Annotated in this window: 26 protein-coding genes; 1 reads left to right on the forward strand and 25 read right to left on the reverse strand. The window is 38.5% G+C overall.

Going from position 1 to position 25,646, the window contains the following annotated elements; genetic code table 11:
* Positions 1–14: 14 nt before the first annotated feature.
* The 25 genes from Q4G98_RS05160 to Q4G98_RS05280 all read right to left on the reverse strand — a co-directional run bounded on the left by Q4G98_RS05160 (position 15) and on the right by Q4G98_RS05280 (position 24,723).
* Complete coding sequence (locus Q4G98_RS05160; RefSeq protein WP_298562646.1) at positions 15–1,043, reverse strand: type I phosphomannose isomerase catalytic subunit; 1,029 nt, start codon at positions 1,041–1,043, stop codon at positions 15–17.
* Positions 1,044–1,051: 8 nt separating this feature from the next.
* Positions 1,052–2,371 (reverse strand): sugar phosphate nucleotidyltransferase, encoded by a 1,320-nt coding sequence (locus Q4G98_RS05165; RefSeq protein WP_298562644.1) that lies wholly within the window; start codon positions 2,369–2,371, stop codon positions 1,052–1,054.
* A complete protein-coding gene (gene rfaE1, locus Q4G98_RS05170; RefSeq protein WP_367949976.1) occupies positions 2,368–3,861 on the reverse strand; it encodes a D-glycero-beta-D-manno-heptose-7-phosphate kinase in 1,494 nt (497 codons plus the stop codon). Before rfaE1 ends, Q4G98_RS05165 begins: the two co-directional genes overlap by 4 nt.
* Positions 3,851–4,420 (reverse strand): D-sedoheptulose 7-phosphate isomerase, encoded by a 570-nt coding sequence (gene gmhA / locus Q4G98_RS05175; protein WP_177560836.1) that lies wholly within the window; start codon positions 4,418–4,420, stop codon positions 3,851–3,853. Before gmhA ends, rfaE1 begins: the two co-directional genes overlap by 11 nt.
* Entirely contained in the window at positions 4,417–5,544 is a 1,128-nt protein-coding gene (locus Q4G98_RS05180) for a polysaccharide pyruvyl transferase family protein (protein WP_177560835.1), read from the reverse strand. Before Q4G98_RS05180 ends, gmhA begins: the two co-directional genes overlap by 4 nt.
* 12 nt (positions 5,545–5,556) lie before the next feature.
* Positions 5,557–6,765, reverse strand: coding sequence for a Coenzyme F420 hydrogenase/dehydrogenase, beta subunit C-terminal domain (locus Q4G98_RS05185; RefSeq protein ID WP_177560834.1), 1,209 nt, complete (start codon positions 6,763–6,765; stop codon positions 5,557–5,559).
* A 15-nt stretch (positions 6,766–6,780) separates the two neighbouring features.
* A complete protein-coding gene (locus tag Q4G98_RS05190; RefSeq protein WP_177560833.1) occupies positions 6,781–8,148 on the reverse strand; it encodes a lipopolysaccharide biosynthesis protein in 1,368 nt (455 codons plus the stop codon).
* A 3-nt stretch (positions 8,149–8,151) separates the two neighbouring features.
* Positions 8,152–9,513, reverse strand: coding sequence for an O-antigen polymerase (locus Q4G98_RS05195; protein WP_301961875.1), 1,362 nt, complete (start codon positions 9,511–9,513; stop codon positions 8,152–8,154).
* Between the two features lie 2 nt (positions 9,514–9,515).
* Positions 9,516–10,655 carry a glycosyltransferase family 9 protein gene (locus tag Q4G98_RS05200; RefSeq protein ID WP_177560831.1) on the reverse strand — a complete coding sequence of 380 codons (1,140 nt, stop codon included), beginning with the start codon at positions 10,653–10,655 and terminating at the stop codon, positions 9,516–9,518.
* Between the two features lie 29 nt (positions 10,656–10,684).
* The gene (locus Q4G98_RS05205) at positions 10,685–11,632 is read right to left on the reverse strand and encodes an acyltransferase family protein (protein WP_301961876.1); all 948 of its coding nucleotides are present in this window, start codon (positions 11,630–11,632) and stop codon (positions 10,685–10,687) included.
* Between the two features lie 30 nt (positions 11,633–11,662).
* Complete coding sequence (locus tag Q4G98_RS05210; RefSeq protein WP_177560829.1) at positions 11,663–12,679, reverse strand: acyltransferase; 1,017 nt, start codon at positions 12,677–12,679, stop codon at positions 11,663–11,665.
* 31 nt (positions 12,680–12,710) lie between these two features.
* A complete protein-coding gene (locus Q4G98_RS05215; RefSeq protein WP_293663206.1) occupies positions 12,711–13,619 on the reverse strand; it encodes an NAD(P)-dependent oxidoreductase in 909 nt (302 codons plus the stop codon).
* 11 nt (positions 13,620–13,630) lie between these two features.
* On the reverse strand, positions 13,631–14,683 hold the full coding sequence (locus tag Q4G98_RS05220) for a glycosyltransferase family 4 protein (RefSeq protein ID WP_177560827.1): 1,053 nt from the start codon (positions 14,681–14,683) through the stop codon (positions 13,631–13,633).
* Between the two features lie 26 nt (positions 14,684–14,709).
* Entirely contained in the window at positions 14,710–15,759 is a 1,050-nt protein-coding gene (gmd, locus tag Q4G98_RS05225; protein WP_177560826.1) for a GDP-mannose 4,6-dehydratase, read from the reverse strand.
* A gap of 34 nt (positions 15,760–15,793) precedes the next feature.
* Positions 15,794–16,363 carry an SIS domain-containing protein gene (locus Q4G98_RS05230; RefSeq protein WP_177560825.1) on the reverse strand — a complete coding sequence of 190 codons (570 nt, stop codon included), beginning with the start codon at positions 16,361–16,363 and terminating at the stop codon, positions 15,794–15,796.
* 13 nt (positions 16,364–16,376) lie between these two features.
* On the reverse strand, positions 16,377–17,351 hold the full coding sequence (gene galE, locus Q4G98_RS05235; protein WP_177560824.1) for a UDP-glucose 4-epimerase GalE: 975 nt from the start codon (positions 17,349–17,351) through the stop codon (positions 16,377–16,379).
* Positions 17,351–17,872, reverse strand: coding sequence for an HAD family hydrolase (locus Q4G98_RS05240; protein ID WP_301961877.1), 522 nt, complete (start codon positions 17,870–17,872; stop codon positions 17,351–17,353). The genes galE and Q4G98_RS05240 overlap by 1 nt, the downstream gene beginning before the upstream one ends.
* Positions 17,865–18,833 carry a hypothetical protein gene (locus Q4G98_RS05245; protein ID WP_301961878.1) on the reverse strand — a complete coding sequence of 323 codons (969 nt, stop codon included), beginning with the start codon at positions 18,831–18,833 and terminating at the stop codon, positions 17,865–17,867. The genes Q4G98_RS05240 and Q4G98_RS05245 overlap by 8 nt, the downstream gene beginning before the upstream one ends.
* On the reverse strand, positions 18,830–19,528 hold the full coding sequence (locus tag Q4G98_RS05250) for a nucleotidyltransferase family protein (RefSeq protein WP_177560822.1): 699 nt from the start codon (positions 19,526–19,528) through the stop codon (positions 18,830–18,832). The genes Q4G98_RS05245 and Q4G98_RS05250 overlap by 4 nt, the downstream gene beginning before the upstream one ends.
* A 1-nt stretch (position 19,529) precedes the next feature.
* Complete coding sequence (locus tag Q4G98_RS05255; RefSeq protein ID WP_177560821.1) at positions 19,530–20,150, reverse strand: sugar transferase; 621 nt, start codon at positions 20,148–20,150, stop codon at positions 19,530–19,532.
* A gap of 66 nt (positions 20,151–20,216) precedes the next feature.
* Positions 20,217–20,924, reverse strand: coding sequence for a CpsD/CapB family tyrosine-protein kinase (locus Q4G98_RS05260; protein WP_301961879.1), 708 nt, complete (start codon positions 20,922–20,924; stop codon positions 20,217–20,219).
* Entirely contained in the window at positions 20,912–22,381 is a 1,470-nt protein-coding gene (locus tag Q4G98_RS05265; RefSeq protein ID WP_177560819.1) for a GumC family protein, read from the reverse strand. Before Q4G98_RS05265 ends, Q4G98_RS05260 begins: the two co-directional genes overlap by 13 nt.
* A 16-nt stretch (positions 22,382–22,397) precedes the next feature.
* Positions 22,398–23,051 carry a polysaccharide biosynthesis/export family protein gene (locus Q4G98_RS05270; protein ID WP_177560818.1) on the reverse strand — a complete coding sequence of 218 codons (654 nt, stop codon included), beginning with the start codon at positions 23,049–23,051 and terminating at the stop codon, positions 22,398–22,400.
* A gap of 40 nt (positions 23,052–23,091) precedes the next feature.
* Complete coding sequence (locus Q4G98_RS05275) at positions 23,092–23,877, reverse strand: tyrosine-protein phosphatase (RefSeq protein WP_177560817.1); 786 nt, start codon at positions 23,875–23,877, stop codon at positions 23,092–23,094.
* Between the two features lie 642 nt (positions 23,878–24,519).
* Entirely contained in the window at positions 24,520–24,723 is a 204-nt protein-coding gene (locus Q4G98_RS05280) for a helix-turn-helix domain-containing protein (RefSeq protein WP_177560816.1), read from the reverse strand.
* Positions 24,724–24,921: 198 nt separating this feature from the next.
* Here Q4G98_RS05280 and Q4G98_RS05285 point away from each other — a divergent pair, with 198 nt between their 5' ends.
* A complete protein-coding gene (locus Q4G98_RS05285; protein WP_177560815.1) occupies positions 24,922–25,539 on the forward strand; it encodes an RNA polymerase sigma factor in 618 nt (205 codons plus the stop codon).
* Positions 25,540–25,646 lie beyond the last annotated feature (107 nt).

Raw genomic sequence — 25,646 nt, forward strand, 5'->3', positions numbered from 1 at the left:
GCCTCCTAAAATTACTAACACCGAACTTTTAACAGCTGACACTTTCCACGTAAATGACAACGTCCAGCAGCTGCTGGAATAAATAAGGTATCACCCTTACTAAAATTTATGCGGAAAGTATTCTCCTTACCATTATCCGACAATGACATTATGTCTGCATAATTATCATTTATCCAATGTTCTCCAAAATCGTTATCTATCCAAACTTCACCACAGCCTTCAAAACACATCAGTAACTGAAATGATGTTTCTAAAACTGAAAAGTCAAAACCTCTGCTGGCCTCAACCTTTTCCACATCAAAATACTTACACCGACAAATGATCTGCCGACTGCACCCAGGATAATAATTTACCAATCTAACTCCCTGACTCACGTCTTTTGACACTTCCATATTCATCACTTTGATCGCTTCTTCAAAGTGTAATTCACGTTTGTTACCTTGTTTGTCTTGACGATCATAATCATATACCCTATATGTCACATTACTGCTTTCTTGAATTTCTGCAAGCAATATTCCCGCTCCGATACCATGAACTGTTCCCGCAGGGATATAGTAAACATCGCCTTTTTTAACTGGTATTTTTTGCAGATGTTTATTCAGCGTTTTATCTAAAACCGCCTTATGTAAGATATCTTCATTAACGGGATGAACAAAACCATATACAAGAAACGCATCCTTATCTGCATCCAATACATACCACATCTCTGTTTTACCATTATCATGTTCATTGATCTTTGCATACTCATCATCTGGATGTACCTGCACTGAAAGTGACTGTTTAGCGTCAATATATTTAGCCAAAATAGGAAAACAACCACTAGACTTGGTTCCTATATATTCTGGTTTTATTTTTAATACTCTGGAGAGCGTCTGTCCTTTAAAAAAACCGTTGGCTATCAGACACTCTCCATCAGGATGTACACTGCACTCCCAGCTCTCACCTAAACAATCTATGTCAAAATTTTTGCCAAATTCTTTTTTGAGCCTGCTGCCTCCCCAAAGACGTTCTTTACCGACCGGAACAAGTTTCATGATTTCCATACTTTTACCTAAAAATATCCATTCAGCGTAAATTTTTCCTTGTCATCCACGCTTATTTTTCCCATTTGTACTTCAACCAGTTCCAACTTACTTTCAGCGATTACAGTATGTTTACAACCTTTAGCAATGGTCAGCACATCTCCCGGTCTCAAAATTTGTTCCATATCATCGACAACAGCTTTTCCTTTACCTGAAACAACGATCCAAACTTCATTTCTATTTTCATGACTATGATAGCTCATATGCTGACCATTATTCAAAATCACTTTGATCGTCATTGCATCATTCTGAACATCTATAACACTATATGTTCCCCAGCTTTTTTCAGCAAACATTGCCTCATTATCCAGTTTTTCTACATATGGCTTCATCCGCCCGCTTGCTTCTTTGTCAGATATCAATATGCCATCTCCACTGGCTGCTACGACCATGTCCTTCAGTCCCATACAGATAATAGGAAGATTAAGCTCGTTGACTATATTAATATTAACGCAAGTATCATCCATAATCACCTTGCCTTTAGCAACATCAGCCATGACCTCACTCATCATATTCCATGTACCAACATCTTTCCATTCGCCTTCATAGCGGATTACCTGAATACTTGGTTCCTTTTCAACTACAGCATAATCAAAACTGATTTTGGGCAAATCATCATATTTAGCATATAAATCACGATAATCAGTAAAATCAACAATATCATGGGCTTTATCCAGTAAATATCCTAATTTAAACGCAAAAACACCAGCATTCCACAAAGCATGTCCTGCTAAATATTTTTTAGCAGTTTCAACATCAGGTTTTTCTTTAAAAGACTGCACCGAACTTATTTTTTGGGCACAATCAGGTATTATATAGCCGTATTTGTCACTGGGATAAGTAGGCTTTATACCCATTAAGGTAAGCTTTGCTATCCCAGCTTTGACTAATTTTTCTAATTCTCCAACACACTTGTAGTAATCATTATCAACATAAGGATCTACTGGGCAAACCACAACACTTTCTTCTGCGTCTATACAGAGTTCATAATGAAGATATGCTGCTGCTAATAAAATTGCCGGAAAAGTATCTCTCCTAAAAGGTTCCACACAAATATTAATCTTCTCACCTAATTGACTTTTTATTACACTAACCTGACTTTTGCTAGTTGCAATCGTAACACTAGCCGCAGGATTAACTGTAATAATTTGTTTATATACACGTTGAATCATTGATTCGTAATTACCATTATCATCCTTAAACAGTTTAATAAACTGTTTAGAGCGAATATCATTAGAAAGCGGCCATAAACGCTTACCGCTGCCACCGGAAAGAAGAATAATATTCATAAAATCCCCTCCTTCACCAATTGAGCGATCTGTTCAACAACGCCCGTCGTCGAATAACCTTCTTCAAAATCAATGATCCTGACTTCACCGGCATACTCCCTACCGGCAACTTCCTCAGGTTTATAATCGCTGCCCTTGACTAAAACATCAGGGCGTATTTTTTCTATCAATTCTGTCGGCGTCTCCTGTTCAAACAAGACTACCGCGTCAACGCAGGCCAGCGACGCTAATACCCGTGCCCGGTCCAGCTCATGCACAAGCGGCCTGGCCGCTCCTTTCAGCTTGCGTACCGAAGCATCAGAATTCAGGCCAACGACCAGATGCTTGCCAAGCTTAGCGGCTTTTTCCAAATAACTGACATGGCCGACATGCAGAATATCAAAGCAGCCGTTAGTAAAAACGATCTTTTCTCCGCAGGACTTCCAGGTTTTAGCTAAAGATTCGATCTCAGCCCAGCTCAAAGTCCTGTAGCCACGACCCTGCTTACGTTCTTCGGCCAGCAGATCCTTCAACAGCTCGTCACGATGCACAGGATATGTACCAACTTTCGCTACAACTATCCCTGCGGCACGGTTAGCCATAAACACTGCGTCCTGCAGCGCCAGCGTCCCGGCAGCACCAGCTAAAAGCGTCGCCGCGACCGTATCGCCAGCACCGGAAACATCAAATACCTCCTGCGCCGTAGCCGGGTCATTGATAACTAAACCATCCAGCCCCGCCAAGGTCATGCCCCGTTCACTGCGGGTGACTACAACATTTTTAATCTGGTATTTTGCCTGCGCAGCCCTGGCCAGCCGCAGCACCTCTGTATCCTCATTGGCAACGACCTCGCCTGCAGCTTCGCACATCTCCTTCAAATTGGGAGTAATAAAATCACAACCTGTATATTTGGCCCAGTCCGCACCTTTCGGATCAATCAGCACCGGCACCTGATATTGGTGCGCAGTTGCGATCACCCATTGCACAAAGCTATCCGAGCAGACGCCTTTGGCATAGTCAGAAACAATGATACCATCCAGACCAGCTGACAATAATTTTTGCAGCCACAGCGATAATGCCTCTGTTTCTTCCGGAAACAAGTCGCCGGTTTCTTCAAAATCCAGACGCAGCATCTGCTGCTGCGCTCCCAAAATGCGCATCTTAGTGATCGTTTCACGCTGCGGCGACCTGATCAGGCCGCTGTAATCGATACCTTTTTCCGCCAGCATCGTTTCCAGCACTGCTCTGTTATTATCAGCGCCGGTAACGCCGCCCATAAACACCTTACATTCCAGATGCGCCAGATTAGCCGCCACATTGGCCGCCCCCCCCAGCACGGAGGTGATCCGTTTGACCTTATTGACAGGCACGGGCGCCTCCGGCGAAATACGTTTGACCTCGCCATAAAAATAGCGGTCCAGCATCACGTCGCCGATCACAGCGATTTTTAAATTTTGGATATGTTCAGCCAAAAAAGCCGTACATGACAAATTTGTCACCTTATTCACCATCCACTAATTCACATAGAATATGCCCGATAAGAATATGTATTTCCTGCGCGCGAGCTGTAACAGGACAGGGAACAGCCATGCAAATATCGCAGACTTCCGCCATTTTGCCGCCCCCCTGAGCTGTCAGGCCAATGCACTGCATTCCTTTAGCCTGAGCAGCCTCGATCGCCGCCAGTACATTTTTACTGTTGCCGGAAGTCGATAACCCCACCAATACATCACCAGTATTTCCCAAGGCCTGCACCTGACGGGCAAAAACAGTATCATAGCCATAATCGTTAGCAACTGCCGTCAAAACAGAAGTGTCTACAGTCAGGGCTATAGCCGCCAGACCGTCGCGCTCCTTTTGAAAACGCCCTACAAATTCAGCAGCCAGATGCTGGCTGTCTGCCGCGCTGCCGCCATTACCGCAGAATAAAACCTTATTGCCATTTTTCAATGCTTTTTTGATAATAGCCGCACTGGCTGCCACCTGCTCTAAAATGCCGCTAGCCGCAACATGCTGCGACAAAATAATATGTTCTGTGAAACGTTGCTTAATAATGTTCAAATCACTCATATATACCGACCAAACCTTTCGACCTTATCTAAAAATACAAACGATTGTAACTTAAGTTTATCCAATATGAGTTTACTTTCTTCGAAATCGCAATCCAATTTTTTTATCGAAGAAATATCATCCCCATAGATAATCCTATCCTGTAATTTCAATATTTTTAAAATTCCTACTTTTCTAACATCCAATGCATTATCTTCAAATACATAAAACGGCCTGTTGTAAATTAAAGCAAATGCCATGTTATGAAAAGAGTTAGTACAGACACATTCTGCATTTTTTATTAAACTCAAAAAATCAAGTGGCCCTGCATCATTGATCAAGTTTGGAGCATATGCTGCCACCCCAAAATTAACATTTATAATTTTTAAGGGCAAAGAAAATTTTTGAGCAAGTTTTTCTGCACTCTTCCTAAATTTAGACAAATTTTTGCGGCCATAAAAAACAGCCAACATATACATTTCTTTAGCAGCAAAATACTCGCATTTATAGTCTTTTAAAAGCGTGTCATAGAATGCCGAATCTACAAGTAACGTTGGATCTAAAACTACATCTACCGTTTTATGAGTACATTCTTCTAAAATTTTTTTTGCGTTTTCTTCTCTTGTACTCAATAAGCAAAAATCATCCATACAGGCAGAATATTCTTTTAGATTTTCAACTTGCGAAACACCAATACTCGCAGCATATGTTATTTTGAGTGCTTTTAGCTTAAACGGCAAATAATAAACCGTGGTAAATCCGTCATTTGCTACATTCCAGACCTGATCGCTGCCTACAATAACCACATCAAATTTATCAAATTCTTCTACTAGTTCCTCTTGACTTGTATATTCATTCATTTTTTTACTTGTAAAAACAAAATACCAGTCTCTAAAATCTGAAAATTTTTGAATTCTAGTTCTTATATGCTTTCGGAATGGCATTCTGATAATTTGTTTTGCAAACTGTGTCACATTACAATTTTTCAATTTCAGCCCATCATTATTCTCCTGTAAAACAGAATAGTAATTCACAAAAGACACATCGGCCTTGTACCGTTCTTCAAGTGTATGTTTCAATGCCATGGCCTGCATCATTGCCCCAAAATTATTGGCCTTGGAATAAGTTAAGATACCTATTTTCATAAAAAGCCCCCTTTATTCAATATCTATATAGCTTCTGCCTAACAAAGCTTTTATCTTAAGCAAAAGTTTTTTGCCTCCAAAAACAACTATGATTTTTCGTATATAATATTTGTAATTAAGCAAAGATACCGTTCTTGACAATCCCAAACTGTTATAGAGTGTATAAAAAAGGCTTCTTTGAAAGGGTCTTTTAATAGGAGCTGTAAGTGGTCCGTTAAATTTTTGCAAAAGTTTTATATCCACCGGCTGCAAATTTACAGTATTACCATTACACTTATCAATAAAGCTCTGTCCTTTATCTGTATTTGCCAATACTAATGAAACAGACCTTAAGCCATCAAACTGCGGGCATAATAAATGTGCGTTATTAAAATCACCTATGGTAATATCACCAATTCTATTTGTTCCTGTAAATTGACAGCAATAACAAGTTTCACGCATTGCCAAATCAGCAAAATATGTTTGCATATAATAATCATCATCCGATTTTTTGATAATAATCTCGTCATTTACTTTATATAAGTTCCAGTGGGAACCTTCAGGGCTATCTTTTGTTACAGACCTTTTGTAACGGAAATAATGTTCTGCAACAGCCCCATCCCATCTTTTTTTACATTCTTCAAGATGCGTATGGTAGACAGACTGTGACATGACTCCATGACAAACCAAATCAACAAAAATGCAGCTTGTCAGTTCGGCCTTTTGCGCTAAAAGTGTGTTCTTGATACCACTTAATATACAAGGCGTACCTATAATCAAGCAAACAGCTTCGTTTGAAATTGCTGAAATAAGACTTTCATAAAAAGACTTATTTAGAAAGGCCTGACAATACTTAGATTTATAAAATCGTTCTAAATCTCTATAATCCGTACATACATCGTATGCCACTTTACCCAAATCATTCTTTACAGCAAATACTTGGACATTAGCACTATTATTGAAAAGATATTTTGCAAAACTTCCAAACATGCCACCGGAAGAACTTTGCTTTAAAATTGATTCATCAGTTGAATAACCGGCATAGCTCGTCAGAACTTTATTTTTATGATTTAATTTCTGCGGACAAACCTGTAAACATTTACCACAATTTATACATTTTGATTTATCTATTTGTACGACAAAAAATTTCTCAGCATTTTCAACCATCTGTATAGCATCCACTGGGCAAATCAAACTGCAAGCTGCACAGCCATAGCAATTTTCACTTTCAACACATGACATGTCATCCGTCTCCATTCATTTTGACATAAATACATACCTGTAATTTTTGACGAACATTATAATAATAATCACATCAAGCAAGGCCGCGAAATAAATATTATAATTTATAAGACAAGCAACAACTACTAATAAACCCAGCAAGATTATTGTTTCGCAAGCTAAATTATCAACCTTTAAATATTTTCTACAGTCTATAATCCGATAAGCTATTATAGAAAGATATCCCAAACAACTTGCCATAATACAGCCGCCAATTTCATAAGCAGGAATCAAAACAATAAACATAACCAAACTTACCGCCGCACCAATAACTGTTGACAAAAAAACGCCCCGTGTATCCTTAACTACCAGATAAATCACACCCCAAAAAGATGGTAAAGTTACCAGAAAACCTAAAACCACCATAAACGGAATATACTGTATAGCTTCACTAAATGTCTTAGACAAAGCAAAGGAAGCTAATGGTACCAAAATCAACAATAAAACAAAACTAAAAAAAGCAGCCATCAGCACAAACTTTTTATAAACAGCAGAGAAAAAAGTGTTCCTATCCAAATCCGTATAAGATTGTACAGCGCTTATTTGCCATGACTTCTGAAATACATCAACTAAAACTACTATGATCATCATAAATTTATAAGCAGCTGAATAAATTCCGCTGGCAGCAACACTGCAAAAATAAGCTAAAAAATAGCGTCCTGAAATACTTGTGATCCATGCTGATATAGAATTAAAAGATAACGGAATGCCATATTGCAGCATCTGAACCATAAGTTTTTCATCGGGAAATCGCAGCCCGTACCTTTTGATCAACTTATAAAACCCTATTGCTATTACGCAAATACTTGCAGTGACAAAAGAATAAACATATCCTCTTACTTTTAAATCCAAACACAGCAAAAATATAACATTACAAATCAATAAAGAAACAGCGAACAGAATATTTAACCACGAAAAAGTTTTTAATTGACCAATGCCTCTAAAAAACTGGGTTATAGATTCCCTTAACGCAAATAACATGTACAGCAGCAAAATATAATCAAGATACGCTATTTCAAAAAAGCTCTCTGCAGCATAAGCTGCCATTACTAAAAACAAACTGCTGATGGCTGGCAAAAATATTGTTATACTAAAAACTGCCTCTTTACTGAAACTTGCGTCTAAAGCAAAGCGCACCCCAGCATCAGCTATAGAACAAGAAAAAATCAACAAACATAAATTTACCAGATTATAGATCAGCTCACTGGCGCCATATTCCGCAGGAGTCAGCATTGCGGTATGGATAGGAATGAGCAAAAATACAATGCCTTTGGAAAGGATATTGCCAATCCCTATGACTGCTGTATCCCTCAGAAATTTTTGCTCTTTATTCTCAACTTCCATACATCACCTGTTCAACCTTAATTTAACCGAAAAAAGAATTACGCAAAGTAACAAAAACAATATCCTTAAATAAGCTAACCATAGCAAGGAACTCTGAAATAAGATATAAGCAAATATATCCTTTATAAAAAGCAAAGACATAATAAATATCAAAAAATGTTTTTGAGATGGAAAACAGCACTGCTTAGAAAAATGATCCAAAGCAGCTAAAATATAGCCATAAAGCAAACCTGTGCTAATGACACCAAGATACCCGAAAGACAAAAATGGCTCGCAAAACAGGCCCCCTCGCATACCAGGATGCGAATCAGAAAGACCTACCAGTCTATTTGTATAGCTTGAAGTATTCCAAGTATGTCTAAATTCAGAATATTCTTTGGGTATGAACGAAATAATACCAGCAACGATATTGCGGCCCAGCATATATTTCCCATCCCAACATTCAAGGATAACGCCAAAGTCACGTATATCAGCAATATTATTACCAAATAAAACGCGGTCAGTTAAAGAATAACTTAACATATAGCTGGTATTACTATCTGTACGATATTGTTCTACAGCAAAAAAAACTACGGTCAGTACAAGAAATGAAATCAATATTTTTTTGAAAATAGTCTTGTTTTTGTTAATAATAATATAGCCAAACAAAAAGGAAACAAAAGGATATATCAATGTTGACCGAGCGCCGTAAATATTTAAAATAATTACGGAAAAGATTATTTGGAGAATTATTTTTAACCTGGATTTAGAAACATATAGCGCAATAAGTGAAAAGAATAAAAAGATTGGCTGCCCAACTACAATAAAAGCATTGCTCAAAGCAGAATAAATCCCTGCTGTCATAAAAAAAACTCTCAGATTTACAAATAAACCGCTAGTCGTTATTCCATAAAACAGCAAATATGCACAAATAAAATTATTGATTTGATACATCAATAGAAACTGATTCTCATGCTGCAATATTCTATTGATTGCATATTCACACTTCTTAACTGGCCAAAGTATAATATTATTAAATGTATTTTTCCTTTTGAGTATGAAAAAACAAAATCCACCCAAAAAAACAGCCATAAAACCCAAGATATTAATGTACCAAGCCCAATCAATAAACGGCATAGAATATGACCAATTATAAAAAAACCTTAAATCTAACAAACGATCAGCTCCCATAAAGGGATAAAAAACCAATACTGTCAAAAAATAAACAACTAATAGGCTACCATGCCATAAATCAATCAGATATCCTTTTTTATAACAACGAAAATAATAAGAAAGCAAAAAATGCAGAATCAAAATTACATCCAGGACTCCAACTAAGGCGGTAATCTTCAGATATCCATTAAAAAAATCAAAAGTTTCAAACATCGCTATTTTTTCCCTCTTATTTTATTAAACATATCTGCAAATTCTGCAAACACTTCTTCTACTGATATGGATTTATTACATTCCAATGTTTTTTTCTTGCATTTATCACTTCTGCAACAAGGCTTACAGGGGAGATCTTTGCCAATACACCTAGTTTGGCCATTATAATTGTAAGGTCTCCACCAGCAAATCAAATTGTTAGTAAAAATATCAATTGTTGGCATACCATAAGCTGCGGCTATATGAGCCGCTCCGCTGTCATTTGAAATAAAACAATCACAAAATCCAACTAACTGGATATAATTTTCAATACTTTCATTTACAATTATGTATTCTCCCTGCAAATAACGTATGGCATTATCTACACACACCTTATCCCCGGGACCGGAAAATATCACAAAAAATATATTCTCGTATTCTTCCTGAATTTTCTTCAACAATTCACCATAATATATCCACTCTCTAACCTTGCCACTGGCGCCGGGATGCACACCCAGTATTATTTTTCCATTTAAAGAGTATGATGCAAAATACTCTTTGACATAATCCTGACCTTTAAAATCCAATTTTAATATTGGATACTTATCAATATCATCATATTTGCAACCAAGCTGATCCAGTATATAGATCCTGTCTTCAATAGCATGGGAATACTGATCACTATAATCTGCCGGTAAAGGGTCAGTCAAAAGGAAGTCTCCACCAGTTCTAGTATGGGATATCTTTCTTTTTGCATTAACAAAATACATATAAAGGATATCCCTAAAATCTCCGCGAGGATTGATCGCCAAATCATAAAAATGTTTATTCAAAATACCAAGCACTTCTTTTTTCTTTGCCCAGGAAGCTTCCAGGGAAAGTCCAACAAAGTCATCGATCAAGTCTAGATTTTTTAACACTCCATACGTAAAAGGTCTTGCGCATACTATAATGCTGGCAGAAGGCGCATTCAGTCTTAGTATCCTGAGAAAACCCAATAACATTACCATGTCACCTAATAAATCAATCGTGTCCAGTATTAAGATATTTTTTACCTCTTTCCAGTTAATTGGCTGATCGTTTCTTTTTTCGTGGAAAAAGGGTTTGATAAAAAATGAAAATACCTCTATTGGAATTTTTTGTGACATTCTCATTCTTTGCATATAAACTGACCCCTATCACTTAATAATGTTTATTTTCTTAATAGTAGATTCGTCACGGCCTTTAATTTTAACGGAACAAACACCCCTGCTATAAATTCAATCAAATATAAAAATTCACTGTTTATATGTAGTATCTTATAACCTAAAATAACAACTATTTTAAGCGGCAGCCACGAAAGCAAATAGATATGATAATAGTAACCATTACAAAAATCTAAAAACTTATACTCTTTGTTTACGTAAAAAATAGCTATTAACATCACAAAATAAGAATTTACTAACGATAGTAAAAAATTAATAGCTTCATTAGATACCAAAATTAAATAAGCTGTATTCAGTACAGCTATAATTATTAGGGTTTGATAATCATAGTAAACAAACCTTTGTAATACAGCCTTATATTTTGCTATCATATAGCCTAAAATAAAATACACCATATAAAATAAAACGCCTGTAATATTAAATATTTTTATATCAGAAAACAAAGAATAGCAATGTGCTAGAACACCGACAATTAACCAACAGGCATCAACTATACTATTGTTACTGTATTTCAATATGGGTGCAATCAAAAACAGTAAAAATAATGTTGGAAGAAACCAAAATTGAGTAATAACATTGTCCCAAGGATAAATTAGATTATTTAGAAAAGCAGAACATGAGAATTGAATTTTTACACTGTTAAAATTATTCAGTAATACTCGCGGAAGAAAAAACAGACTGCTAATAATGATATATGGTACTAACAACCTACTCGCTTTTTTTTTGATATGGTCTAAGAAATTGCTATATCGACTATGAAAAAACAAATAACCACTAAGCAACATAAAAATTGCCATAAAAAAAGAACCAATGAACTTAAGTACATATTGCCAAAATAGACTTGGAGGCGGCGTTAAAATAGAATGACTGGCAACTACAGTTAATACAGCAATACATTGCATTATATTCAATACATCTGATTCGTACCTACTCAAAACTTACTCCCCTCCCCATGAAATATAAATTCACCTAATTGCCTTTTCTATATTTTTACTCCATTTTAAAATCGGAATTTCTACTAATTTCGTTACCAATATACTAAACACAATTGCAGCAATAAACTTTATTATGACATCTTGAAAACTGGCAAAACCGCCACTTTCCAAATCACAAACTTTTTTAATCAAGGAATAAGGTATTTCTGCACCAAGAAAGAAGGTAAAACCTACCTCTCCCAATTTTATAAATAATTTGAAATTCATCTTCAAGAATATAATGGACATAAAAATAAAAAATCCCAGATTATAGGCAATAAAATAAGATATCCAGTCTCCATGTACCAATCCTTTCCCATAAGAAAGATAACCGCCCAGTAGTAAACTTATTTCAAACAAAAGAAGCATAGTATATATTCTAACCGGCATATCTCGTTGAACTTTTTTATAATAAAGTATTCCTAAAAACGAGACATTTATCAATAAGAAAATAGCTGTGGGCCATGGTTTACTTGTAAAATATCTAAGAGTACCGCATAAGACCGTCAGCACGCTGGTAATGACAATAGTAAATTCTATATTTAATAAATATAATTTTTTAAAATTTGCCTCCGAAAACAATTCTTTTACACCGTAAATTGCCATGAATATGAAGAATATAATTTGTATTGGCATCATCCAGCTAGCTCCAAGGATTGATTTATACCCAAGGAATTCCTGAAATAGCGTAAAGTTAGTCAAAATCTGCATTATAGAAAACTGTTTTTCAAAAGTTATACATGCCAATATTAAAAGTAACCAATAAACCGGGTACATTCTGCAAAATCTATTAAATATATATTGTTTTAAACTTTTCTTGTATCGTGATGAATATGCTAAAATTCCTGAAATAAGGAAAAATAATACAACTCCTATTCTTCCCGAAATAAAAAGGAGCTCTTTTGATAAATTTAAATTCAAATGACTGAAAAACACCAGTAAAACTGCTATCCCTCTCAATGTCGCTATTTGTTGCCCATTATGTTTTAACCAATCAAAATTTTGCATACACTCATAATCCCTTCACGAGGAAACCACTTTAATTATTCTTAAACCAATCTATATAACTATGTACAATATCAATCCATTGCTGTTTAGCCTGCCAATCAAGCTGCTGCTTTGCATTATTTTCACTACCTACAAGATGTTCCGGGTCAAACAGATTTTTATTTCCATTGAATGTTACCGGTACATTGATTCCATAGTAATCTGCTGCTTCTTTAAGAAAGTCACAATTTTTCACTGCCTTACCGTTACAGGCATTAAAGACATATTGCGTTGCGTTACGCTGCATAGTTATTTTATAAACTAAATCAACGACATCAGACGGCGATATCCAGTCTCTTTCCTCCTGACCGGTTCCCCAAAATTCAGTAATTCCATTTTTAAATTTATTACATGCATCCCACATTAACTGTTTTTGCAAACCGGGACCACAAATAGAAAAAGGTCTGATAATATTTATAGCCAAAGCAAATCTGTTTCTATAATAATGGCACAACTCTTCTGCAATTTTTTTATGTTCGCCATAAAATGACAGCGGCTTTAATTCTCCAGTCTCTTCCGCCAATTTATTGCCAGTATCACCATAAACAGCAGCACTGGAAAAGTACACTACTTTTGCCTCTGGCTGATATAATCTAACATATTCCAACAAATCATTAGTACAGCAAACCGTACTCTCAAATAACTCTCTAACATTCTTTTCTACCATTGATACACTGCTTGAACCAGCACAGTGTACTACAACAGACAGCTTTTCTTTTATGCTTAATAAAGCAGCAAAATCAAGATAATCGAAATAACATTTATAAAAAGTGTGTTTTTGCCTTGACGTAATTTCCCCCAGACCAAAACCAATAACCTGATAGCCCTCTCTTTTAAATCGAAGCGCAGTATGATAACCTAAAAAGCCAAAAGCTCCTGTAATCAATACAAATTTATCCATTAAAATCACCACTATATCTCTATAAACTTTCTTGCGGCACTTTCAGCGCTGAAATTCTTTTTATGCAGTTTACACAGGTCTACATATTGTATCCTATTTTCTAGCAGCTCATGTAACGCTTCTGTCAGTGAAATGATATCAGGTTCTGCAACAACACCTACACCCTTATCGTTCACAAAATAATATGTCCCATTATTAGAATATCTTGTAGTAAGTGTAGGAACATCGGCAGCCATAGCTTCTATCACGCTCACCGGCAATCCTTCCCTTTCCGAAGGGAATATTAAAGCAATACTATCGGCCAATAAGCTTATCTTTTTTTCTTCAGTCACAAAACCATGAAATATTATATTTTTATAATTGTATTTTTTGCGTAAGAATTCCAACATACTGCCATCACCAATCAAGTGCAAAATATACTCTTGATTATGCTCTGCATTGTATTGCAATACAGTTTCAATAGCCATTTCAGGATGTTTATGCTGCTCCATGCGGCCAATAAAAATAAAATGTTTCGGTTCTCCACTATAGAATTTTTTTAGTTCAATTGAGCTTGGAATAACTAATAACTTCTTACCGTCACATATCTTCAGGGCCTTCTCTTTAACAACATCGCTTATGCAAACAACTTGATCCGCACATTTCATTTCTAAACTAAACAACAATTCCCAAAATCTTCCATGTCTATATTCCACAAAGTCCAGTATTTTTTTCGATTTTGTAAAATATGTTAGCCACGTATGAAAAATCGGAAATTGCGAAAATATAACCCTATCATAACTATTTGCACCAAGTCTTGAAGCAACCTTCAGTGAGTACTGAATAATAGTTTTCAGGCTGCGGGATTTTAAGCCACCACCACCGATGTAATTTTTATTCTTAATAACTCTCAAAATATTTATTTCGTTATAATTTTCCTGGTCACTTAAAGCTTCATCATATTTAATTGTGTAAACATCCACCTTATGACCTTGTTTGGCAACATATTCAAGTATTTCTAAAAGTCTTTGTTCCTGCCCACCACTGTGCGGATAAAAAAATTCAGAAACAACTGCTATTTTCATAAAATACCAACTTTCTAATACTCCGACTATTTACAAGTCAATGCGGCAGCTTCTTTTTGCGCCAGTTTTCTGTCATGTTCCGCCATAATACGGATAAGTTGCTCATAGCTGGTTTTTTGAGGATTCCAGCCTAAAACAGTTTTGGCTTTAGTTGGATCACCTAATAAATTATCTACATCTGTAGGCCTGAACCACTGTGGATTGACGCAAACTATCATTTTACCGGTTCTTGCATCATATCCTCTTTCATTCACACCTTCTCCTTCCCAGCGTATTTCTATACCGTTCACCCTAAACACTTTTTCTGTAAAATCGCGTACCGTATGTTGCTCACCGGTAGCAATAACAAAGTCTTCTGGCGTATCATGCTGCAACATCAACCACATACATTCAACATAATCTTTTGCATAACCCCAATCACGCAGGGAGTCTAAATTACCTAATTCCAAATGATCTTGGATACCTTCTGCGATCCGGCCCGCCGCCAAAGTTATTTTACGAGTTACAAAGTTTTCGCCGCGACGTTCAGATTCGTGGTTAAATAAAATACCGTTACAAGCAAACATACCGTATGCCTCACGATATTCTTTGGTGATCCAAAAACCATACTGTTTAGCAACGGCATAAGGACTGTAGGGATGAAAAGGGGTATTTTCATTTTGAGGTATTTCTTCAACTTTACCGTACAATTCGCTTGTGGAAGCCTGATAAATTTTCGTTTTTTCAATAAGTCCAAGAATCCTAACCGCTTCTAGAATACGCAATACACCAATGGCATCTACATCTCCCGAATATTCAGGAACATCAAAGGATACTTGTACATGGGACTGAGCAGCCAAATTGTAAATTTCGTCAGGTTGGATAAGGCTAATGACACGAATAAGCGATGAAGAATCTGACAAATCGCCATCATGTAACCGAATCTCATTTGCTAAAATCAAATGATCTATACGTGAGGTATTTGAAATAGATGCTCTGCGAGTTACACCATGCACCTCATATCCTTTTTCTAACAAAAACTCTGCCAAGTATGAACCATCTTGACCGGTAATACCCGTAATCAATGCCTTCTTCAAAATTTCTACTCCTTTATTTTATAATCTGTAATAACTATCTTATCTTTTCACAAAATATCCTCATCATCATATGATCAAAGCTCATATGGATATCTTCTGTTATCTGCATGTCGTCTACAGGTACATGCATAACATAATCAGCTAGTTCTTTTAATTTTCCGCCACTGTAACCTGTAAGGCCAATAACTTCAGCACCAATTTCTTTAGCATATTCAACAGCTTTAATTATATTTTTAGAATTTCCGCTTCCCGAAATAGCTATGATCAAATCATCTTTTTTCAGACTTCCTTTTAGCTGAAGCAAAAAAATATCATCATACCCTATATCATTAGCAATGGCCGTTACGATAGGTGTATTATCACTTAAACAAATAACATTAAACTTTTTACAGACTTCGCTTGATATCCCTTTATTAAAATCACACACAAAATGGCTGGCCGTTGCCGCACTGCCGCCGTTTCCCATCGTATATACAGTTGCACCACGCTGCCATGCTTTTGTAATAGCGTTCATCGCTTTATTTATTGCTTCAATATCAAGATGCTGTATAACACCTATTTCTTTATCAAAATACTTTTTTATTTCTTCTCTGTAATCAGTCATTATTTCCCTGCTTTCAATATTTCTTATCCTTTTCCCAAGCTAGTGCTGTTTCTAATATATTTTCCAAAGAGCTATTTACAAGCTTCCAACCTAACAGTTCTTTGGCTTTTGTATTAGAAGCTACTAACACCGCCGGATCGCCAGCTCTGCGTTCAGCTATTTCATAAGGTACTTTGATGCCGCTCATTTTTTCAAACGCTTCTATAATTTCCAACACTGTAAATCCATCACTGCTGCCCAGGTTAAACTGTTCTGACACATTATTTTGCATAATATACTGCAAACCAAGATAATGGGCAGCGGCAAGATCTTCTACATGTACAAAGTCACGCACACAACTGCCGTCTTTGGTCTCATAATCATTGCCGAATACCTTTAATGTCTTATTTTTATTCAAGGCAGCACGAATCACCAAGGGTATCAGATGGCTTTCAGGATCATGGTTTTCTCCCAATAAACCATCGTGGGAACATCCTGCTGCATTAAAATATCTGAAAGAACAGGAGTGCAGGCCATAAGCTTTTTCATAGTCAGCCAGTATTTTTTCACCGATCAGTTTTGTCATACCATAAGGGTTGATGGGATTTTGAGGATGAGCTTCATCAATAGGTATATATTGAGGTTCCCCGAAGGTTGCTGCTGAAGAAGAAAAAACAAAATACTTTATCCCCGCTGCTACTGCTGCATCCAGTAAAGTCAACATTTTAGTAACATTGTTATCATAATATCTTTGCGGACGCGTTACGGAGTCGGGTACAGAAGCGAATGCGGCAAAGTGGACTATGGCGTCAAATTTTTCTGCTGCCAAAAATTTCTGTATAAATTCTTTGTCACCAAAATCACCTTGTACAAATTTCCCAACTATAACTGCTTCGGCATGTCCATCGCTCAAATCGTCCAGAACTACAGTTTCTACACCCTGCTCAAAAAAATACCTGTTACAATGGCTTCCTATATAACCTGCGCCGCCTGTAATCAAAACCTTCATTATTTTGTCACTCCTGTTATATATTCTGCAGCTTCCAGTAAACTGCTACACTTGTGATCAGCACCTAGTCCCTGTTCACTAATGGCAATCGTCTTGACGCCGTAAGCTTTACCAGCTTCAATATCCGTTTCACTATCCCCAACCATAAACGACTGGTTTCTATTTACCGGATATTTTATTTCCGCCTGTAAAAATAATCCCGTTTGCGGTTTCCTGCATTTACATTCGTTATTATTATGCGGACAAACAAAGATATCTGTTATGATGGCAGACTTTTGTTTTAATTCATGGCACATTTTCTGATGAATGTTTTGCAAATCTATCTCCGTCATCATTCCTCTGGCTATACCGCGCTGGTTAGACACGATAATTACTATAAACCCACTCTGATTTAATAATTTAATAGCCTTTGCCACATCAGGCAAAAACTGAAACTCCTGCCAATTTTTTATATAATCATGTTCAGCAGCTTTTTTATTTATAACTCCATCCCTATCCAAAAACACTACTTTATTAAACAAAATAAACTACCCTGCTACCATAACGAGCAATCCTGAAATTCAGTTCTATCAATCCTACTGCTTCACGTACCGCATTCTGGTATTGCTCGTCACAATACAGCAGAATAAAACCGCCACCACCGGCGCCCAACAGCTTACCGCCGCTGGCTCCAGCCTCCAAGGCTTTATTGTAATAGTTATCAATCGCATCATTAGAAATACTGCTTGTTATAGACTTCTTTTTCTGCCAGCCAGCATCCAGCATCTCTGCAAATCGGTTATCAAAGCCACTTTCCATCAACAGATGTTTCATGTCATTTGCCTGTTCACGCATATAATTCAAAACATCCATTTTTTTACTGATTTCCGCACTTTGTTCTGCCAAAATACCATCAGCACTGCGTTTGATTCCTGTATAAAACATCATTAACTTGTTGTCCATTAATCTTTTATCTTCTTCTGTTATATCAATTTTTTCTCTATTTACAATTCCATTGCGTTCAAACGCAAAATAATTTACGCCACCATAAGCCGCCGCAAATTGATCCTGCTTGCCGATAGGATGCCCTAAAATATCAATTTCAATCTGGCAGGCTTTATCAGCCAGCTCATGTGCTGATAAACGCTCACCACAATAGGAATAAAGTGCGTTCAATAATCCTACTGTAAAACTGCTGCTTGATCCCAGCCCTGTTCCTGCAGGAATATCGGAAATGGACGTAATTTCTACCCCTTTTTCTACTCCCGCCATCTGCATACAGGCTTTTGCAATATCATGCTGAATCTCTTTTAAAGAATCTACTATTTCTGTTTTAGAATAACTTATACGAATCGTATCATCGAATCTTTTATTCATCGTAATATAAACATATTTATTGATAGCCGCACTTACTACCGCTCCATATCCCTGTTCATAGTAAGCAGGCAAATCAGTCCCACCGCCAGTAAAACTGATGCGTAAAGGTGTCTTAGTGATTATCACAGCTGCCACTCCTTCTGAGCTTTTTCATAATTATCCAGATTACCTATATCCAACAAATAGTCTTTTATTTCATAGCCGTACATTTTATTTATTAATTTCGGCAACACATCTTTGCCAAAATCTATGAACTTCTGATTGGGTAAGTATTTAAATATCTCCTGACCTGTTACATAGATACCTGCATTGGCTAAATTACTTTTTGGTGATTCCGGTTTTTCTATAAACTCATAAATCAAACTCTGCGAATCGATGGCCGCAATGCCACATTCTTTGGGTTTATTTGTATAAAACAATCCCATAGTCAAAGTACTTTGATTACGTCTATGAAAAGCAATCAGCTCGGTTAGATTTGCATTAGTCAGGTTATCAGCATAACAAACCAAAAAATCGCTTTCGCCTTCAACAAAACTTTTATTTGCCAATATCGTACCGCCGCTTCCCAATAGTTCTTTTTCGTATGCTTCAATCAATCTGACGCCTGTATTTTTAGCATTATATATTTTTATGAATTCTCGTACGGCACAAGGCAGATAGTGTGTATTTACTAATACTTCAGTAATATTGTGCTTTTCAAATAATTCCATCCACCAGGCTAATAAAGGCTTTCCGCAAATTGGTACCATACATTTTGGAACTGTATCAGTAAGTGGTTTTAATCGTGTGCCATAACCGGCAGCTAATAAAAATACTTTCATCTCAATATGCACCTTTTTTACTAAATACTATTGCTATCGTTTTAAATAATATTTTTATATCCATCCATAAAGTTCTATTTTTTACATACCATGTAACCATATCCACTCTTGTCTGATAATCAACATCGCTTCTGCCACTTATCTGCCAATAACCGGTAATACCAGGTTTTACCGAATAGTAGTATTCTATATCTTTTCCAAATTTCTTTATTTCGTCTGCAACAATTTGCCTGGGTCCAACCAGGCTCATTTCACCTTTTAAAACATTAAATAACTGTGGCAATTCATCTAAACTGCTTTTCCTTAATTTTTCACCGATTTTAGTAATCCTAGGATCATTTTTTAATTTATAATATTTTTCCCATTCTTCCCTTGCTTCTTCATTTTCCCTAAGATACTGTACAAGACGTTCTTGAGCATTTATTACCATGCTTCTGAATTTATAACATTTAAAAATCTTGCCATTTTTACCCACACAGTCATATGCAAAGATCACAGGTCCTGGATTTTCTTTTTTTATTCTGTAGGCTATATAGGCTAAAAGCGGGCTTATACATATCGTTCCTACAAATGTTAATGTAAAGTCAAAAACAGTCTTTCCTAATTCACCAGCTTTAACCATTACTGCATATTCCACCCCTATGCAATTATTTTGTATTATCTGTTCAATACCTGCGCAGCTTCCACCTTACTTCTGGCGACGAACGTCCCCCCCGGATGTACTCTCGGAACCATAGTAATAGTAGTACCCATAGCCATGTGTATGGGCCATCTCTACCTTATTAAGGATGACTCCCAGAATATGCGTACCTGCCTGCAGCAGTCTTTGTTTAGCTTCTTTAGCTACTGCAGGCGTCACATCGCCGGAGCTGATGATCATGACCAGTCCGTCCACCTTACCGGATAATACTGCCGCATCAGTGACTGGCATGATCGGCGGCGTATCAATAAGGATATAGTCATAGTCAGGTTTCAGCTGCTCTAAGATCTGTTCCATCCTGTGGCTGCCCAAAAGCTCGGAAGGATTGGGCGCTACCGGCCCGCTGGCTAAAAGCTCCAAATTCTCTATGCCGGTCTTTTGAATGAGCGTCTGCACGGCTTCGTTCGCTGAGATACAGTTACTCAGACCTTTATTAGTCATTTTAAATATTTTATGCTGAGCCGGGTTGCGCATATCACAGTCCATCAAAAGTACTTTATGCCCGGCCTGGGCCATTACTGCCGCCAGGTTGCTGATCGTCGTACTTTTGCCTTCGTTTGGCGTGGCGCTGGTAACAATGATCGTTTTCAGCTCCTGGCCGATGTTGGAAAACTGGATATTGGTCCTGATCGTTCTATAGGCTTCTGCTACCGGCGATTTGGCATCACGGTCGGCAATCAGTGTTATCGTTTCCATAAATACCTCCGCACTTTATCAGCAAGGCTTTCCTGCTGCTGTTCTTTCTTAAGACTCCTATTCAATGACTCATAGTCCGGCACCGAACCCAGAACAGGCAGATCCAAATAGTTTGCTACGTCGTCTGTCGTCTTAATGGTCCTGTTCAGCAGTTCTTTGGCAATAACAAAACCGCTGCCGCCGAAGATTCCCAAAAAAGCTGCCAGCAACAAAGTCAATACTTTTTTCGGTTTTATCGGGTCTTCCGGCAGTGTTGCCGTATCCACTACCTGAACTTCTGTTGATACTGCAACTTCGGCTACCTTGGCTTCTTCCAGGCGTTTGGCCAGCATAATGTAGATCTCATCGGCTACGCTGACGTCGCGCATCAGGCTCAGATATTTTTGTTCTTTGTCTGACAGCTGTTCCACGTCTTCCTGATTTCTTTTATCCAGACGTTCCAGCTCGGCAAGGTTACTTTCGGCTACGCTGATCGCCGCTTCGCTGCCGAATTTACTGGTCAGCAGCTGCTGGTGCACAGGGTTATCCGACGGCGCCTGCAGTGCGGCCACTTTGGCGATTTCCTGCTGCAGCTTGTTTTTTAAATTGGCGATAGCGTCTTCTGTTTCGATGACTTTAGGATGTTTGGCTGTATATTTGTCCAGGAAATCTATCCTCTGGGTCTCCAGCTCGGCTAATTTGGCATTATACTGCTTGATAACGGCGTTATCTGCCGTCGCTTTGGCTTCGCCGCCCAGCTGCTGATCTGTTGCTGAAAGCCGCGCCTGCGCTGTGGCCAATGCCACCTTGTTTTCTGCCCGCAGCTTATCGACGATACCCATTTTATCCGCTGCCAGCTTCATTTCGTCCGTCGGTGACAGGATCTTGCTGGCTTTTTTATATTCGGTCAGCCTGCTTTCGGCTGCTTCCAGCTCGGCTTTAGAGGCTACGACCCGCTCTTCGATAAAGGTGCGGGTCATTTTTTGTTCTTCGCGTACCAGGCCGGTCAAACGCTGCAAAAAGCCGTTAACGATCAGGTCGTTGGCTTTTTGGGCACTTTCCGGCGTATCGGCGTTAACCGTGACTTTTAAGATCTCAGTATCCTTAAATGGGTTGGTCGTGATCCTGTTTTTAATATAGTCTTCGTATTTTGGATATTTACCGTCACTGTCTGGTTCTTCCGTCTGCTCAATGACCGGCACGATGACGCTGCGGCTTTTTAAGATTTCCGCATAGGTGCTCATCAGCTGCTTGCTTGCCATAGTATTACCCATAGGCATGCTTTCCAAAAGCGACGAACCTATGCCCTTGGGCTGCTTGATACGCAGCAGCGAATCGGATTCATAGACCGGTGAAGCTATAAGTAAATACAGCCCGGCGGCAACTATACAGCCGCCGGTGACTTTAGCGATGAACCTTGCGTTTTTCTGCACTATATGCGCCAGTTCGCGCAGATCAATGGTGATTTCGTCTTCCACTTTATCTCTCCTCAGATCAGTCGTTATTTTTGATTTCCGATACCATGTATGCGCCGCTGATGAAGGGCATAATGTCGCGGCCGATATCGATTTTGCCGTTGCTGGTCAGATACAGGCAGTCACCTTCATTAAGGACATAGTTTTGGCTCTGATCAGATTTTTTAAGAAAATCATTGATATTGACCAATACAGGTTCTTCTGCGCCTTTCCTGATCAGAAAAATTTTCTTTTTGGCGGCTTTTTCTGTAAAGCCTTCCGCTTTGCCCAGAGCGTCTAAAATTCGGTGGCTTTTTTCCAGTTCGTACAGTCCCGGTTTTTTTACTTCCCCCAGCACATAAACACGTGTCGTCCCCAGTTTAACGATATTGATACTGACCCGAGGTCTGACAAGGTATTCAGCCAGATTTGCTTCTAAAGTCTGCGTAAATTCTGCTACAGTTTTTCCTGTCACGTCTATATCGCCGATCAGGGGGAAAGACACTTTCCCATCGGGGCGCACTGTATAAGGAGTAGTGTTACTGTTGGGCGAGCTGCTAAGGTCCTCATGTCCGTAGACTACTACCTGCAGCTGGTCGCCCGGACACATAATATAGTCGTTGTCTGCTGCTGACGCTGCTGCCAGCCCCTGCAGGCTCAGCGCCAGGGTAAGCGCCAAAATTGTTTTCTTCATCGGGATTCTCCTTTTTCTCTTTACTTCAATCTTTAATTTATTATTTGCCAAAGAGTTTCTGCCAAAAGCTCTTTGGTTTGTCTTCTAAAAGTACTTTAGGCTGCTTGAGCTCTATTTGCTGATTTTTTAAGATCGTCTGGGGATTTGTTTCTGTTATTTGCCGCAGTTTTTCTTCTCCGACCAGCTGTTTAATCACTGCTGCCGCTTTAGACATATCTGTATTCCGGCCTTCGCTGCGGTGTCCGTCGGACCCTAACAAATCAACAAGCCCCTTGTTCAGCAGCGCTTTAGCATTTTCGCAAACGCTACTGCCGAACATGCCGGTAAAGCTGCCGCTGTTGCACTGCATAAGTATGCCGCGCCGGCGCCACAGCAGTATGAGATCTGGATTTTCATTTAATTTTTGGTATCTTTCCGGATGGGCAAGGATCGGCGTTATCCCCTTCAGCTCCAGCTCATACCAGAATTCATCGGCATAGACAGGGATTTCCGCCGCTGGCAGTTCGACCAGCAGATAACTGCCGCCGTTCAGGCAGTAGGCTCCTTCCTCTCCCAGTTCTGTTAAGAGTTCCCAGTTCATCTGTACTTCCGCACCAGGATAGAGTGTAATATCTATCTGTTCTTCCAACGCCAGTTGCTGCAGCCGCTGTGTTTTTTCTTTTATTTCTACCCATGAAGGCTTAGCTGCCTTTTCAATAACATGCGGTGTGGCAAAAATTGCTTTAGTCTCATTACCTGCAGCTATCTGCAGCATTTGCACCGACATATCCAGGTTTTTTGAGCCGTCGTCCAGGTTCCATAAAATATGTGCATGTGTATCCAGCAAATGATCACCTTTATCTGTTTTAAACTTTATTTTAACAATCAGTTTTGCAATAACTGTAATTCATGTCTTAATATTAGATAAAATAACTAATATATTCTTTTTATTAATTTTAGATTATATCACACTTGTACCCCCCCGCAAGACATAAGCACGTTTTCTTTTATATTTAAGTATGCTTTTTGCTCGTACTTATATTTTCATCGTACTTGTGATGTAATATTTACAATATCACTTGCCAGCAACTATTTATTATCGTAAATTAAGTTCTTGCTTTTTTAAATTATACATATCAGGTATAATCAAGCCTTAATTATTCAATATTTTCTTACTTATTTTTATATCTTTTTTAATATATAAAAAACTTCCCCAATATTTTATAATTATTGTACCACGGTTGTACCCCCCCGCAAGACATAAGCACGTTTTCTTTTATATTTCAGTCTGCTTTTTGCCCGTACTTATATTTTCATCGTACCTGTGCAGCAATATTTACAATATCACTTGTCAGCACCGCCTCTGCTGACATGCAAAAGCCGGACTCTATTCCCATAGAGCCCGGCAAAAAAATAACCGCTCTCAACTTTCGCTGAGAACGGTTATTTTTTATCTTTTAATCTAACAACAGTTTCTTCCTACAAGGCTTTACTTAAAATCTATTTCCTTTCCCAACGCTTTCAGTATCTCATCCAGCAGATTAACGCTGCAGTTACACTCTTCCCGTTCAATGCGCCCGTAATAATTGACTGACATATTACAGCGTTCGGCTACATCGTTTTGAGTCAGTCCCAGTTCCAGCCGCAGCTGGTATAATTTGCTGCCAATGTTATTATAAGTATGCTTGCTCATTCTGCACCTCAGCTAAAAGTTTTGATTGAGAAAAATTTTAACTGCAAAAGCAGCAAAGCAAAATAACCCTGCGGGTTGTATTTCTTCCGGCCTACCCCAAAGGTTGTTTACAAAAAGACCGTAGAAGCGCATACTAAGCCCTGTTATGCATAACGCTTTACAGCACGGCACGTCGTCATAAAATTATAGAAAGAACTGATGGGAATAACTATTTTACCGAATGATATTGAACACAGAGCCGCAGCCCAGGCTCTGCAGCTCTTGATAACTGCGGCTCAGGCGGGCGACAACGGCGCTTTGCTGAAACTGTGCCGCGATTTTAAGCCGCTGCTGCAAAGCGAGGCCCGCCGGGAAATGTTTTATAAGTCGCTGGGACGCGACGCTGAAAGTATTGCCGCACTGGCTTTTATCGAGCTGATATTGAAATATAAGGGCGCCGATTACCTGAACTGGCCCGGTTATGCCCGCTGCAAGGTACACTTTGCCCTGTTTGACGCCATGCAAAAGCAGGGTCATATCTGGGAAAACGAGATAGCCGTCAACACTGACAGTGAGGAGGGAACCGCTCTGCTGGATGAGGCCGGTATGCAGCAGGGCCTGCCGGATGACATTGCACAACTGCTGTTGTCGCTGGAAGTACAGCAGGCTTTGAAACAGCTGACTGCCGAACAGCAGCAGGTCATCGAGCTGCTGTTTCTGCGTGAACAGAAGCCCAAAGAAGCAGCCCGCTTACTGGGATGCAGTGTACGCAATGTTACCAAGCACCGGCTCAAAGGGCTAGATAAGCTACGCCTGCTGTTGAAACAGGAAGGTTGAACAGGACCTTTTCCTGAATTTGCATCAAACTGAAAATCACCATAAAAAAACTACCATTAGAACAATAACCTGTTCTAATGGTAGTTTTTTGTTAGGCTACCGCTTAT

Source organism: uncultured Phascolarctobacterium sp. (genome assembly GCF_958349595.1).
GTDB lineage: Bacteria > Bacillota > Negativicutes > Acidaminococcales > Acidaminococcaceae > Phascolarctobacterium.

Excerpts from the sequence above, each read along its gene's own strand:
- Q4G98_RS05160 (WP_298562646.1), bottom strand. The coding sequence starts at position 1,043 with ATGGAAATCATGAAACTTGTTCCGGTCGGTAAAGAACGTCTTTGGGGA.
- Q4G98_RS05165 (WP_298562644.1), bottom strand. The coding sequence starts at position 2,371 with ATGAATATTATTCTTCTTTCCGGTGGCAGCGGTAAGCGTTTATGGCCG.
- rfaE1 (WP_367949976.1), bottom strand. The coding sequence starts at position 3,861 with ATGGTGAATAAGGTGACAAATTTGTCATGTACGGCTTTTTTGGCTGAA.
- gmhA (WP_177560836.1), bottom strand. The coding sequence starts at position 4,420 with ATGAGTGATTTGAACATTATTAAGCAACGTTTCACAGAACATATTATT.
- Q4G98_RS05180 (WP_177560835.1), bottom strand. The coding sequence starts at position 5,544 with ATGAAAATAGGTATCTTAACTTATTCCAAGGCCAATAATTTTGGGGCA.
- Q4G98_RS05185 (WP_177560834.1), bottom strand. The coding sequence starts at position 6,765 with ATGTCATGTGTTGAAAGTGAAAATTGCTATGGCTGTGCAGCTTGCAGT.
- Q4G98_RS05190 (WP_177560833.1), bottom strand. The coding sequence starts at position 8,148 with ATGGAAGTTGAGAATAAAGAGCAAAAATTTCTGAGGGATACAGCAGTC.
- Q4G98_RS05195 (WP_301961875.1), bottom strand. The coding sequence starts at position 9,513 with ATGTTTGAAACTTTTGATTTTTTTAATGGATATCTGAAGATTACCGCC.
- Q4G98_RS05200 (WP_177560831.1), bottom strand. The coding sequence starts at position 10,655 with ATGCAAAGAATGAGAATGTCACAAAAAATTCCAATAGAGGTATTTTCA.
- Q4G98_RS05210 (WP_177560829.1), bottom strand. The coding sequence starts at position 12,679 with ATGCAAAATTTTGATTGGTTAAAACATAATGGGCAACAAATAGCGACA.
- Q4G98_RS05215 (WP_293663206.1), bottom strand. The coding sequence starts at position 13,619 with ATGGATAAATTTGTATTGATTACAGGAGCTTTTGGCTTTTTAGGTTAT.
- Q4G98_RS05220 (WP_177560827.1), bottom strand. The coding sequence starts at position 14,683 with ATGAAAATAGCAGTTGTTTCTGAATTTTTTTATCCGCACAGTGGTGGG.
- Q4G98_RS05230 (WP_177560825.1), bottom strand. The coding sequence starts at position 16,363 with ATGACTGATTACAGAGAAGAAATAAAAAAGTATTTTGATAAAGAAATA.
- galE (WP_177560824.1), bottom strand. The coding sequence starts at position 17,351 with ATGAAGGTTTTGATTACAGGCGGCGCAGGTTATATAGGAAGCCATTGT.
- Q4G98_RS05250 (WP_177560822.1), bottom strand. The coding sequence starts at position 19,528 with ATGAAAGTATTTTTATTAGCTGCCGGTTATGGCACACGATTAAAACCA.
- Q4G98_RS05255 (WP_177560821.1), bottom strand. The coding sequence starts at position 20,150 with ATGGTTAAAGCTGGTGAATTAGGAAAGACTGTTTTTGACTTTACATTA.
- Q4G98_RS05260 (WP_301961879.1), bottom strand. The coding sequence starts at position 20,924 with ATGGAAACGATAACACTGATTGCCGACCGTGATGCCAAATCGCCGGTA.
- Q4G98_RS05270 (WP_177560818.1), bottom strand. The coding sequence starts at position 23,051 with ATGAAGAAAACAATTTTGGCGCTTACCCTGGCGCTGAGCCTGCAGGGG.
- Q4G98_RS05280 (WP_177560816.1), bottom strand. The coding sequence starts at position 24,723 with ATGAGCAAGCATACTTATAATAACATTGGCAGCAAATTATACCAGCTG.
- Q4G98_RS05285 (WP_177560815.1), top strand. The coding sequence starts at position 24,922 with ATGGGAATAACTATTTTACCGAATGATATTGAACACAGAGCCGCAGCC.